Origin of the sequence: Thermocoleostomius sinensis A174, from assembly GCF_026802175.1 — a bacterium.
Taxonomy (GTDB): domain Bacteria; phylum Cyanobacteriota; class Cyanobacteriia; order Elainellales; family Elainellaceae; genus Thermocoleostomius; species Thermocoleostomius sinensis.
In genome coordinates, this window is record NZ_CP113797.1 from 4,051,818 (window position 1) to 4,064,697 (window position 12,880).

At 47.2% G+C, this 12,880-nt stretch carries 14 protein-coding genes; 11 read left to right on the forward strand and 3 right to left on the reverse strand.

The annotated features are described in order from the left end of the window. Window positions 1–7: 7 nt before the first annotated feature. The 6 genes from OXH18_RS17575 to OXH18_RS17600 all read left to right on the forward strand — a co-directional run bounded on the left by OXH18_RS17575 (window position 8) and on the right by OXH18_RS17600 (window position 4,943). Complete coding sequence (locus OXH18_RS17575) at window positions 8–697, forward strand: acylneuraminate cytidylyltransferase family protein (RefSeq protein WP_268608441.1); 690 nt, start codon at window positions 8–10, stop codon at window positions 695–697. 80 nt (window positions 698–777) lie between these two features. After that, the gene (locus OXH18_RS17580) at window positions 778–1,701 is read left to right on the forward strand and encodes a phosphoglycerate dehydrogenase (RefSeq protein ID WP_268608443.1); all 924 of its coding nucleotides are present in this window, start codon (window positions 778–780) and stop codon (window positions 1,699–1,701) included. 94 nt (window positions 1,702–1,795) lie between these two features. Continuing rightward, window positions 1,796–2,545 (forward strand): SDR family NAD(P)-dependent oxidoreductase, encoded by a 750-nt coding sequence (locus tag OXH18_RS17585; RefSeq protein WP_268608445.1) that lies wholly within the window; start codon window positions 1,796–1,798, stop codon window positions 2,543–2,545. 112 nt (window positions 2,546–2,657) lie between these two features. Next, complete coding sequence (locus OXH18_RS17590) at window positions 2,658–3,356, forward strand: class I SAM-dependent methyltransferase (protein WP_268608447.1); 699 nt, start codon at window positions 2,658–2,660, stop codon at window positions 3,354–3,356. Then, entirely contained in the window at window positions 3,356–4,558 is a 1,203-nt protein-coding gene (locus OXH18_RS17595; RefSeq protein WP_268608449.1) for an alpha/beta hydrolase fold domain-containing protein, read from the forward strand. The genes OXH18_RS17590 and OXH18_RS17595 overlap by 1 nt, the downstream gene beginning before the upstream one ends. A gap of 100 nt (window positions 4,559–4,658) precedes the next feature. Next, the gene (locus OXH18_RS17600; protein WP_315874753.1) at window positions 4,659–4,943 is read left to right on the forward strand and encodes a Precorrin-3B methylase; all 285 of its coding nucleotides are present in this window, start codon (window positions 4,659–4,661) and stop codon (window positions 4,941–4,943) included. Window positions 4,944–5,107: 164 nt separating this feature from the next. On the opposite strand, the gene OXH18_RS25560 is transcribed toward OXH18_RS17600, so the two are convergent. Next, window positions 5,108–5,236, reverse strand: a complete 129-nt coding sequence (locus OXH18_RS25560; protein ID WP_390904335.1) for an IS630 transposase-related protein — start codon at window positions 5,234–5,236, stop codon at window positions 5,108–5,110. Between the two features lie 420 nt (window positions 5,237–5,656). Here OXH18_RS25560 and OXH18_RS17605 point away from each other — a divergent pair, with 420 nt between their 5' ends. From OXH18_RS17605 to OXH18_RS17615, 3 genes are read left to right on the forward strand one after another with little or no spacing between them, the layout of a single operon-like run. Then, window positions 5,657–6,724 carry a chlorophyll a/b binding light-harvesting protein gene (locus tag OXH18_RS17605; protein ID WP_268608453.1) on the forward strand — a complete coding sequence of 356 codons (1,068 nt, stop codon included), beginning with the start codon at window positions 5,657–5,659 and terminating at the stop codon, window positions 6,722–6,724. Between the two features lie 59 nt (window positions 6,725–6,783). Continuing rightward, window positions 6,784–7,815, forward strand: coding sequence for a chlorophyll a/b binding light-harvesting protein (locus OXH18_RS17610; protein WP_268608455.1), 1,032 nt, complete (start codon window positions 6,784–6,786; stop codon window positions 7,813–7,815). Window position 7,816: 1 nt separating this feature from the next. Next, on the forward strand, window positions 7,817–9,385 hold the full coding sequence (locus OXH18_RS17615; protein WP_268608456.1) for a chlorophyll a/b binding light-harvesting protein: 1,569 nt from the start codon (window positions 7,817–7,819) through the stop codon (window positions 9,383–9,385). A 69-nt stretch (window positions 9,386–9,454) separates the two neighbouring features. Here OXH18_RS17615 and OXH18_RS17620 read toward each other — a convergent pair whose 3' ends face one another. Both OXH18_RS17620 and OXH18_RS17625 read right to left on the reverse strand, forming a co-directional pair. Next, window positions 9,455–9,763, reverse strand: coding sequence for a hypothetical protein (locus OXH18_RS17620; protein WP_268608457.1), 309 nt, complete (start codon window positions 9,761–9,763; stop codon window positions 9,455–9,457). A 100-nt stretch (window positions 9,764–9,863) separates the two neighbouring features. Next, a complete protein-coding gene (locus OXH18_RS17625) occupies window positions 9,864–10,439 on the reverse strand; it encodes a hemerythrin HHE cation-binding protein (protein WP_268608458.1) in 576 nt (191 codons plus the stop codon). Window positions 10,440–10,771: 332 nt separating this feature from the next. On the opposite strand from OXH18_RS17625, the gene OXH18_RS17630 reads away from it, so the two are divergent. Then, entirely contained in the window at window positions 10,772–11,800 is a 1,029-nt protein-coding gene (locus OXH18_RS17630; RefSeq protein ID WP_268613207.1) for a chlorophyll a/b binding light-harvesting protein, read from the forward strand. A gap of 162 nt (window positions 11,801–11,962) precedes the next feature. After that, the gene (locus tag OXH18_RS17635; protein WP_268608460.1) at window positions 11,963–12,676 is read left to right on the forward strand and encodes a phycobilisome rod-core linker polypeptide; all 714 of its coding nucleotides are present in this window, start codon (window positions 11,963–11,965) and stop codon (window positions 12,674–12,676) included. Window positions 12,677–12,880 lie beyond the last annotated feature (204 nt).

A 12,880-nucleotide genomic window follows, 5' to 3' on the forward strand; every position in this document is an offset into this window, starting at 1 on the left:
TTAATTTATGAATTCATCACCTTCTTCTTTGCAAATTGCTGCGTTTGTTCCTATGCGCCACAACAGCGAACGAGTGGTGGGTAAGAATTATCGCCTGTTTGCGGGTCGTCCGTTGTATCACCACATCATCACCACCTTGCTCAACTGTCCGCAAATCAGCCTTGTCTGCATTGATACCGACAGCCCCATGATTATGGAAGATGCGGCAGCACAGTTTCCCAGTGTCAAAGTATTGGAACGTCCAGAGCATTTACGAGATGGAGCCATACCCATGAACGAGGTGTTGCTAAATTCTGTGGCTCAAGTTCCAGCCGATCTGTATTTACAAACTCATAGCACCAATCCGCTACTGCGAGCAGAAACAATTTCACAGGCAATCGAGCAATTTCTAGGACAGTCTGAGCATGACAGCCTATTTGGAGTCACCCAGTTGCAAACCCGCCTCTACGATGCCACTGGCAGAGCCATGAATCACGATCCAGAAGTATTGCTGCGAACACAGGATTTGACGCCTGTTTACGAAGAAAACTCTAATCTCTACCTGTTTACAAAGCAGATTCTGCAAGAACGTCGTAATCGAATCGGCTACAAGCCCATGATGTTTGCAATCGATCGCCAGGAAGCCTGGGATATTGACGAAGAAATCGATTTCCGTGTGGCGGAATTTCTCTACACCGTGCAACAAACAAGCGCGTGACACGGGCGATAATGCTTGTAATTTATCAATAGGTTAAATACATGAACTGGCGAGTTTTAATTACTTGTCCACCTATGATCATGACATTGGATCAGTGTCAGGATCGCCTTGCGGCCGAAGGGTTGGACGTGGTTGTACCGCAAATTCAGCAGCAGATGAGCGAGTCCGAGCTATGTAACATTATTGCTGACTTTGATGGTGTGATCGCGGGCGACGATCCGTTTACGGCCAAGGTGCTAGAGATTGGTCGCAAGGGACGCTTGCGGGTGCTGGCTAAGTGGGGCATTGGAGTGGATGCGATTGATTTAGAGGCAGCCAAGCAACTGGGCATCTATACCTCTAACACCCCCAATGTGTTTGGGGATGAAGTGGCGGATATTGCTCTGGGATATATCATTTTGCTGGCGCGGCAACTGCACCGCATGGATGCGGCAATTCGGCGCGGCGAGTGGTTGAAGATTCAAGGCACGTCTCTGCGCGGCAAAACGGCTGGGGTGGTTGGTATAGGCAGCATTGGGAAGGCAATTGTCCGGCGATTGCATACGTTGGGCATGGAGGTGTTGGGGCATGATGTGCACCCGATCGATCCGGCGTTTTGTCAGGAAACCCATCTGAAATCTGTGGCGTTAGATCTGCTTTTGCAACAGTCCGACTGTATTGTGCTAGCTTGCAATTTGACGCCGCAAAATTATCATTTATTGAACGATCGGGCGTTTGCTCAGATGAAAAATGGCGTATGGGTTGTGAACGTGGCACGGGGAGCCTTAATTGATGAGACAGCCCTTGTGACAGCCCTTAAAGATGGCAAGGTGGGTGCTGCGGCGTTGGATGTGTTTGAGACGGAACCACTACCACTAACTAGCCCCTTACTTCGGTTTGAGCAGGTGATTTTGGGCAGCCATAATAGCTCGAACACGCGAGAAGCTGTACTACGAGTCAATCAGTTAGCGATCGATCATCTAGTTCGTGATTTGAATCGCGCAGCTAGTAGTCATGAATCGTAGAATACATCAGCGCAACGCAGTGCATCAATCCCTTGCGCGGCGATGGTTTGGTTAGCCCATCCTGTCAATTACTGGTTCGAGTGACTTAGGAAAAATGAACAAAATTGTACTAATTACAGGGGTTGCTGGTGGCATTGGCTATGCGACTGCTCAACACTTCAAACAAAATGGCTGGGTAGTAGTCGGCGTCGATCGCCAAGACACGTCATCGCTACCGGACATCGATTGTCGAATTCAGGTGGATATTGCAGAACCACAGGCAATTCAAAAAGTAGTATTGCAACTGCGCCAAGAGTTTGACAACTTACATTGTCTTGTCAACAATGCGGCGGTGCAGATCTGTAAACCCTCTCTAGAGATGACTGTAGCTGAATGGGACGAAATCATGGCGGTGAATGTGCGATCGTGCTTTTTTCTGGCTCAGGCAACGTATCCCCTGCTCAAACCCGTAGCAGGTAGTGTGGTGAATGTCAGTTCGGTTCATGCCGTTGCCACCTCTGCCAACATTGCTGCCTATGCCACTAGCAAAGGAGCCTTGCTGGCCATGACTCGTGCCTTGGCGATCGAGTTTGCCTCTGCAAACATCCGTGTTAATGCCATTTTGCCAGGAGCCGTAGATACGAGCATGTTACGATCGGGCTTGCAGCGGGGGCATTTGAGTGGGGATTATGTAGACGAATTGCTTACCGATTTAGGCAAAAAAACCGTAATCGGGCGAGTAGGTAATCCTAGGGAAATTGCCGAAGCTATTTGGTTTCTGGCAAACAATACCTGTTCCTCCTTCATGACTGGGCAATCACTGATTGTAGACGGTGGTGCCACAGCACGACTAAGCACCGAGTAGAAACAAACCATTCAAGACAAGAGCAGCTTGGAGTGTTGCAGCACTCTTAAGCAAGTTAGTCTATCTGTCACCGGTATGTGATAGGTGCAGGGTTCTTCCAAGGAAAAGGCTAATGAGTATAAAACTGGAAAAATTTGTTCCGTTTGGTCGATCGTTTGATGAATACCGGCAGATCTTTGCTTTATCTGAAGCAGATTTGTCGGGAAACATTTTGGGAGTCGGAGATGGTCCTGCTAGCTTTAACGCTGAAGCGACTGCAAAAGGATATTCTGTAACCTCGATCGATCCTGTCTATAAATTTAGCGGCGAAGAAATTTATCGGCAATTCGATCATGTTCTGGATACGATTATTGATCAAGTAATTGCTACTCCGAATGATTGGATTTGGTCCTATCATCGATCGCCTAATGACCTGCGCAGAAATCGAATTCAAGCTATTCAGCGATTTATTTCTGACTATCAGCACGGAAAACAAGCAGGGCGCTATCAAGTGGGTTCCTTACCGAGCTTAACCTTTAAAGATGATCAGTTTGATCTGGCATTATGCTCTCATCTTTTATTCTTATACTCTGATCACTATGATGCCGTCTTTCATCAGCAGGCTGTGCAAGAGATGCTGAGAGTGAGCCAAGAAGTGCGAATTTTTCCACTTTTAACGTTGATGTTGCAACCATCTCCTTATTTAGATAGAGTGATTCATGATTGTGTGGCGGCTGGGCATACCGTCACAATAGAGCCGGTATTCTATGAACTGCAACGAGGGGGTAATCAGATGCTGCGTATCCGCAAAGTCATCAAAGCAGCAAACTAATGAATTCTATGAATCGCATTAAACGCATTGTGAAGATTACTCTGTTCTTAATCTTGTTGTTCAGTGGATTAGGATTCTTTTTAAGCCTTTGGATCATTGTGCCTGCTCCTACCTTCTCGTTACTACCTTTAGCAGTGGGTGCACCTGAAATTAGCCCCTGGCTCTTGGTTGGCAATATGATCGCGGCCCTTTTAGCCCTCAGCCAGTATCAGCATCCCCTTGCACGAGTTGCCCTAGTAGCAAGTTTAGTTGGGTTGTTGTTGAGTAGTTTACCCCTTAGCCAGTTGTCGGCGACTCATCAAGCTGTCACCCTGACGATGCAGCGGAATCTAGACGTTGATTCCTGGAATCAGCCACACCCAACCCTGTCCTTCCGGACTCAACCATTTCAACTGATCGATGGGTTTCGCGGCATTCCGTTGACTTCTGTCCGTCACGATTCTGGTATTGTGTTTGCCGAAGTTGAAAATGAACGGTTAACGCTGGATATTTATCGTCCGTCTACTCGCGGGCGCTATCCCACAGTTATAGTCATTTACGGTGGAGCTTGGCAAAATGGTAATCCGTCGCTGGATGCTGACTTCAATCGCTATATGGCTGCCCAAGGGTATACGATGATTGCGATCGACTATCGTCATGCGCCTCGCTATCAGTTCCCCAGCCAAATCCTGGATGTGCAAACGGCGATGCAGTTTATTCAGCGCCATGCAACGGCATACGAGGTGGATCTTAATCGCATGGCTGTACTGGGGCGATCGGCAGGGGCACAGTTGGCGATGTTATTAGCCTACCAACCCGACACTACACCATTGCGAGCCGTCGTGAACTATTATGGCCCGGTTGATTTGGCAGCAGGCTATCGCAATCCCCCGGTTCCTGATCCGATTAATACCCGAGCAATTTTAGACGCATTTCTGGGTGGTTCTCCCGAACAAGTTCCCGACCAATATACACTGGCCTCTCCAATTCACTTCATTAAGCCAAATTTGCCGCCAACGCTCTTGGTCTATGGCAGCCGGGATCATGTCGTGGAAGCTAAATATGGACGACAGTTGCGCGATTGCCTGCAAGCCTCAGGAAACACAGCCGTGCTACTGGAAATTCCTTGGGCAGAACATGCTTTTGATGCAGTGTTCAGTGGTGTCAGTAATCAGCTAGTGCTTTATCATACAGAGCGTTTTTTAGCTTGGGCTTTACGATGAGGTCGCGGTAGGATCAAATTGGGATAACGACGGTGCAAGGTGTGTCAGTCAATTAAAATCAAAGTGTCAATCCGATCGCAGCAATCGTTAAGCTGGAATGATGAAACAACCCGAAGACCCTCTCAGCGGAGATGCGCTGGTGAAAGAAGTATGTCGGCGGATTCGAGTTGCCCGCAGCTATTGGGATGCTCATAATAATGCTGCCTGTCGAGGGGAACGCGATCGAGCGCTGCAACTTTACAATACTCTAACGAACGAGCAAAAAGCGCAGATTCCACAAGTGTTACGAGTGTGGCTCCGCTATCGCAGCGAGAAATATTTTGGCCGCCACCGAACACCACCTGGCAGTCAGAAGCGCGCAAAACATGGAAAGCGCAAGCGCTAGGAGAAATTATAAAATCTATTTTGACTAAACATACAGACAAGTCACACTCTCCTCAAATCCATATGCATCGGTGAAGACAAGGCTTTTGCCACCATACCGTTGAATTAAGCCTTTCAAGATTTGAGAGCATCTAATTCTTGCTTCTGTGTTTCTCTCTCGAGATCTCAGCGCTTTTTCTGAGTGACTTTCATCTTCTTTAAAGCATAAAAGATGGCATTGGTTCTCACCCCAAACTTTTGAGCGCGATCGGCCACCTTGGACTCTAAATTCTGCGTTAAAAGAGCATAGAGCATTCAGCTATATACATCTACAAAGGTTGAGATGGCATATCTCAGGCGTAGTTCATAGAAGCCGGACCTTTGACCCACTATCCAGCGTATGATTACAGCACCCACCGCAAGAAGTGTAACAAAATCTTGATTTTTATTGGGTATTTGCTGCTCAACCTGCATAATCAGATTTAACGCTAATCATTCTCATTAAGCCGCCGATCCGCATGAGAATGTCAATAATCCTTTGAGAGAGAGCCAATTCGGAAAGTCAATCCTGGTGAGTTGAACCAGCTAAGTGATTCAACTTACGATACTTGCCTGTTATAGAGAAGGGATTTGATTTTGCGATCCGTGACATTGCAATAGGTTTAACTGATTCGCTGCAACCACTGCATCGAGTCCAGGTTGTTTTGTTGATTGAATACTCAAAGGAAACGGTGAATGGCAGTCTCAATTGTTTGGAAGCCTGTCTTTCGGGTGTTGGGCTGGTCTTTTGATCAAGAATCTGGAGCACCCTTGTTGGCAGGTAATGCCCAGTTTGTGAACCTTTCAGGACGATTGTTAGGGGCACATGTTGCCCATGCGGGATTAATCGTGCTGTGGGCGGGTGCAATGACCCTGTTTGAGCTATCCCGGTTTAATCCCAATTTGCCGATGTACCAACAGAACTTGATTTTGCTGCCTCACTTAGCAACGCTGGGATTTGGCGTCGGAGTCAATGGACAAATTTTCGATACCTATCCTTACTATCTGATTGGAATGCTGCACTTGATTAGTTCTGCTGTGCTGGGAGCGGGCGGAATTTATCATGCTGTGCTGGGGCCCGAAGTCCTAGATGAAAGAGGGTTTGGCTATAACTGGAATGATGGCAACAAAATGACCACCATCTTGGGAATTCATTTGGTCTTGCTGGGAGGCGGGGCACTGCTGCTAGTGCTTAAGGCAACCCAATGGGGTGGGCTGTATGATCCGTTGGTTGATCAGGTGCGATTGATTCAGCCTAACTTAAATCCAGCCCGGATTTTTGGCTATTTGTTTGGCTTTAGCCCTAATGGCTGGACAATAACGGGAATGGCCAGTGTGAATAATTTAGAAGATGTGATTGGTGGTCACGTTTGGGTCAGCCTTCTATGTATTATTGGCGGAATTTATCACATTTTCTCTAAACCGCTCGATTGGGCAAAGCGGGCATTGGTCTGGTCAGGAGAAGCCTACCTTTCCTATAGCCTAGGTGCGCTGGCGATCGCAGGTTTCAGTGTGGCGTGCTTTGTTTCAGTCAATGACATTGTCTATCCCAACGTCTTTTACGGTCCTGTGAGCGGTTCACCAGTCCGTGCTGCCCTTGCCAGTGTCCATGCTGCCCTAGGATTTTTGGCATTAATCGGACATCTCTGGCACGCCTACCGAGCACGTTCAGCGGAACGCGGTGTGCAGGCTAATACATTCTTTGATTTCATGGCGAAGGATGTGACGTTAGCAGTACCTGCGGGGTTGCAAAGCCAAGAGTGAGGAACAGAAAGTCTCACTCATCCCCATTCAATAGGATTTAACGAGGAGAGTAACTCATTATGACAACAGCAACTCAAGCCATCGATTCAATTCCTTGGCGAGCGGGGAATGCTCGTTTAGTTAACCTTTCTGGAATGTTATTGGGTGCCCATGTTGCCCATGCTGGGCTAATTGTCTTATGGGTGGGTGCGATCACCCTGTTTGAAGTAGCGGGTTTCAAGCCAGATCAACCGATGTATGAGCAGGGATTAATTGTGTTGCCCAATCTGGCGCGATTAGGATTTGGTGTGGGTAACGGTGGCGCAATTGTGGATACCTATCCCTATTTTGTGATTGGTGTTTTACATCTGATTAGTTCTGCTTTTTTGGGTGCGGGTGGTCTCTTTCATGTGTTCAAAGGTCCCAAAAAACTGGAAGATCGGTTTCCCTTTTTTGGGTATCGCTGGGATGATGCTAACAAGATGACAACGATTCTCGGTATTCATCTAGTGGTGTTAGGTACGGGTGCATTGTTGTTAGTCGCCAAAGCGATGATCTTTGGTGGGCTTTACGATCCACTCATTCAAAAAGTGCGTCTAATTACCAATCCAACACTGAATCCAGCGGTAATTTTTGGTTATCTGCTGGGTACACAAGGAAAGTTCTGGATTGCTAGTGTGGACAATCTCGAAGATGTTGTAGGAGGGCATATCTGGGTAGGTCTGATGTGCATTCTCGGCGGTATCTGGCATATGCGTACGACTCCATTTACCTGGGCAAAACGACTGTTTGTCTGGTCAGGGGAAGCGTACTTATCCTACAGCATTGGCGCGGTAAGTCTGATGGCGTTCGTGGCAACGTTGTTTGTCTCGGTCAATTCACTAGTATTTCCAACTGAGTTTTATGGTCCTACCTTGTCATTGGTGTTCGATCGCTTCCCAGTTTTTGTTAGTCCAGACGGTGAGTTAACCGCGCGGGTCTGGCTCGCCAATGCGCACTTTTGGCTAGGTTTCTTTTTCCTGCAAGGGCACCTATTTCATGCACTGCGAGCAGCAGGCTACAGCTTTGCAGAAGGACGGGTTCTCGCTTCTACTCGTGGGCAGGTGAGTTGAAATGACAATTGCAAATGTAACACCCGACAGCACAGCGCCTTCGCTGGAGTTTCCAGGCAGTACGCCCGAAACACGCTATGTCAAAGATTCTGTCGATCCCTATTCTTGGTGGGCGGGTAACTTCCGCTTTGCCAATCTGTCAGGTAAGTTATTGGGTGCCCATGTTGCCCATGCAGGATTAATCGTGCTGTGGGCAGGTGCAATGACCCTGTTTGAGTTATCCCAGTTTAATCCCAATTTGCCGATGTATGACCAGGGCTTGATTTTATTGCCCCATCTGGCTAGTTTGGGGTTTGGGGTCGGAGCCGATGGGCAAATTATTAGCACCTATCCTTACTTTGCGATCGGTGTTGTTCACCTGATTAGTTCATCAATTTTAGGAGCCGGCGGCATTTACCATGCAGTTTTGGGACCAGAAAAACTAGATGAAAAGGGGTTTGGTTACAACTGGGAAGATGGTGGCAAAATGACTTCTATTCTTGGCATTCATCTAGTACTGCTGGGAATGGGAGCATTGCTGCTAGTGCTTAGGGCAACTCGACTAGGGGGGGTGTATGATCCGGCGATCGCCGATGTTCGTCTCATTACCAATCCCACGCTGAATCCACTCACGATTTTTGGCTATCTGGTGGGCATCACGCCTGACGGTTGGACACTTCAGGGTATGGCAGCCGTCCACAACCTGGAAGATGTTGTGGGAGGTCATATTTGGGTGGGCGCCCTGTGCATTCTGGGTGGCATCTGGCATATCTATACAAGACCAACCAACTGGGCGAAAGGCTTATTTGTCTGGTCAGGAGAAGCTTATTTGTCCTACAGTCAGGCAGCACTAGCGTATATGGGCTATTTTGCTGCTTACTTTGTTTGGGTGAATGAAACGGTGTATCCCTCGGTGTTCTATGGCCCTGTTGGTACTACCACTGTCGATGGGGTGATTACTCCGCGTACTTGGCTGATGCTATTTCATGTTATCTTTGCCAGTCTGCTGCTGGCAGGGCATTTCTGGCACGCCTTGAGGTCCCGGGCGATCGCTGCTGGATTTGTCTTTAGCAAGATGACGTTCAATTCCGATGCCATGCTGGGTGATAGCCAGTTTAATGGCATACCTCTGTTTACAGGCATTGTGCAGCCTGACCGTAGCGATGTTCAGCAGGGCAACCTAGCAACTCCGATCAACACCAGCGACATTAGCCTCACTTGGATCAAAAACCTTCCCATCTATCGATCGGGGTTGTCTCCCATTACACGGGGGCTAGAGATTGGTATGGCACATGGCTATCTACTGCTAGGCCCATTCCTCAAACTAGGCCCATTGCGAAACACTGATGCTGCTCTCATCGGTGGCTTTGGCGGTGCATCAGGCTTGGTTGTGATTCTCAGTGTTTGTCTGTTTCTATATGGGTTTGCGGTCTTTCAAGGTAGACCCAAACCACGTGGAGTCTTACCCGGTAATCTCAAGACCTACAAAGACTGGAGTTTGTTTACGTCAGGATTTCTGATTGGTGGTCTTGGGGGTGTGCTGTTTGCCAGCTTTATTGTCCTAGAAATTAGCCGAGCAGGTCTTAGTTGAGGATGAAATGATGGAGCAAGGAGTGCTGACTACATTTCATCACTTCCCGCTCCATCGTTCCTTTTGAATTTAAGCCTGATCTACTTTGAAGTATTTAGCTTTTAACAAAGCACGACCATCGGTGGTAATCTCTGCGTTCTTAACCGTGATCAGAGCAGAGGAGTCAGAGGACGAATCAATTTCTCCCATCATGTAGTTAGATTGCAACAAATGATTCATTTGTTCGTTTAATTCCTCGCGGCTAACTTGTTTGCCGTCAAAGTCTTCAGCAAAGAAGCTGACATTCGATCGCCCTTCGCCACTGTGTTTGATCTTGTTGAGCAATACATAAACGATTTCATCGTTCAGGTTATCAGCAGGCGTCATATCAACTGACATAGAGAACTCCTTGTTTGTAGGTTGAATCAAGTTAGATGAATGGTTCAGGAATACCTAGGTGAAAGGATTTTTCATCCTTTGTGTAAGACTGTATGGAATGTCACTTAGTGATTCCCTCAAACAGACCTCTCAATGCGGCAACAGCATCCTGCGTCCGTGCCCAAACTCCTTTGTCGGGGTCTTTGCCTGTCAGTTCTCGAGTTCCCAGAATTTCCATCACTCCTTTCAATTGCTCTTGATGGGCACGATTCTCAAAGTTCACTTGATTCAAAGCACCGATCGCCTGCTTGACATCCTCACCAGCAACTTGTGCCGCTTTATGAACAATCAAACCTGTCATTACCGCTTGATGTTTAATACGCTCATGAGTAGACACTTTCTGATACAGCGTTAATTCTGAGCCGTTCATCAAACGGTTTACCTGATCAATGTACTGTCGAATCGTATCTCTAGGCTGAGTTACACCCCCAAACTGGGTCAGAACACCATCAATCACCGTCAGGTTCTTTTGGTCATCTCGAAGAAAGTCATTAAAGCGATCGCGAATCTCCGCATCTGTGCTGACGGCAGGCAGAAGGTTCTGTTCTGTCGCAATCAACAATTCCTGGAGCGCTTTGAGATCGGCAATTTCTTGAGCGATCGCACTCCGCTTTGTATCGTCTAATCTTGCAACCATGTGTGGATCTTCTCCAACTCATTGTGCTAACTACTGTCACATGCCCTTTGTTTTCTAACACCTTTCTTGAGATAGATTATCAATAAATTTGCTTCTTATACTTTGAGATACTGCCGTTCAAGAATCTAGCGAAATTGGACGCATTTACAGAGCATGCCCACACTAGCCAAAGCCGACAACCCCCTATCATTACATTAATTTACATGGTGTTAATAATAGTCATTCTTGATAAGTGTGATAGGATACCTCTGAAGCTAATTGAGTATAGTTCTCAATAAATGCTGATTACTGTATAACAAGTAAGGAGAAAGAAATCCATGCAAAGTGCTGCCATGCAGACTTATGGCAATCCTGACGTAAAGTATGACTGGTGGGCGGGTAACGCTCGCTTCGCTGACTTGTCTGGGCTATTTATTGCAGCGCATGTTGCTCAAGCTGCACTGATTACGTTTTGGGCAGGAGCATTCACACTATTTGAAATTTCTCAGTTTGACCCTGCTCGTCCCATGGGTGAACAAGGTTTGATCCTACTCCCTCACTTGGCAACCCTGGGGTTGGGTGTTGGCGATGGTGGACAAGTCGTCAGCACCTACCCGTGGTTTGTAGTCGGTTCGGTGCATCTGATCTCATCCGCAGTGTTTGGAGCAGGGGCACTGTTCCATGCCTTTAGAGCGCCAGAGAATCTCAAAGATGCTTCTGGGCAAGCTCGTAAATTTCACTTTGAGTGGAACGATTCTGCAAAACTCGGACTGATTCTGGGGCATCATTTGCTTTTCTTAGGAGCAGGTGCATTGTTACTGGTTGCAAAAGCGATGTATTGGGGGGGGCTATACGATGCTGCATCTCAAACGGTTCGCGTGGTGACAGAGCCAACCCTTAATCCCGCCGTCATCTATGGCTATCAAACTCATTTCGCCAGCGTTGACAACTTGGAGGATTTAGTGGGAGGGCATATCTATGTGGGAGTGATGTTAATTGCAGGTGGCATCTGGCATATTTTGGTTCCTCCCCTGAATTGGGCAAAGAAAGTGCTGATTTTTTCAGGTGAAGCCATTCTGTCTTATTCGTTGGGTGGCATTGCCCTGGCTGGATTTGTAGCAGCTTACTTCTGTGCTGTAAACACACTGGCGTATCCGGTTGAGTTCTATGGCCCTCCGTTAGATGTCAAGTTGGGAGTGGCTCCTTATTTTGCAGATACGATCGACCTACCACTGGGTGCCCACACACCTCGGGCTTGGTTAGCCAATGCTCATTTCTTCCTAGCATTCTTCTTCCTGCAAGGGCATCTCTGGCACGCACTGCGAGCTATGGGATTTGACTTTAGGCGGGTGGAAAAAGCCTTGAATGCGGTTGAGAGTTAGGTTTTTCAGGTTCTGCAAAGAACTTTGATGAACTCTATCCAAATTAATCACAAGGGTGGATGGATAGGTAGATGAGTTATTTTCATCCCTTACCTGCTCTCTCCTATCTGTTCACTCTTTATTTCTTGTTCTGAATTTAATCTATTCGCGAAAATATTCAACATGTCATTACCACTTTTAGCCTATTCTCTTTCCAGTCAGAACCAGCGAGTCAACAGCTACGAAATTCCAGGTGATGAGCATCCTAGAATGTATACCACAGATAATTCGCCCAAGACGACCGAGATGGACTCAATCATCTGGGCTTGCTATCGACAAATATTTAACGAACAACAAATCATTCATCATCATCGCCAAATTGCTTTAGAATCACAACTTCGCTGTGGTCAAATCACTGTGCGCGATTTCATTCGAGGGTTGGCGTTGTCTGATTCATTTCGAAAATTGAACTATGAGGTAAATAATAACTATCGATTTGTCGAGATGTGTATTCAGCGGATTCTAGGTCGCAACGTGTATAACCAGCGAGAAAAATTTGCCTGGTCAACGGTTTTGGCAACCAAAGGGTTAGGTGGGTTCATTGATCGGTTAATCAACAGTGACGAGTATCTGGAAAACTTTGGAGAGACGATCGTTCCCTACCAACGGCGACGAATCTTGCCACAGCGTCCGCAAGGTGAACTTCCGTTTGCGCGGATGGCACGCTATGACGGCTATCATCTGGAGCAATTGCAACAACTGGGGCATTGGAGACCATTTGGCAATGGTGTAGTCGATCGTAGTACTGAGGTTTATCGCAGAGTGCTGTTTGCAGTTCCCATGCTTTCCATTGTGGCATTGATTACAACTATTATCCTGATCGCATCTCCTAAGTAAAGGCACATTCCGGTTAAAAGCTGTCTTGAAATCAGTCATTGCGATCGCCAGTAAGCTTGTAACTGACTCAGTTGTGCAATTGCTTATCCAACTCCTCAATGGGTTCCTGCACCCATTCAAGAGGGATATCCATGTTCTGCCAGATCTTTCTCAGCATTGTTCCTTGATGGTTCTTCTCAAACGATAAGGGGTCGTTTGCACAAC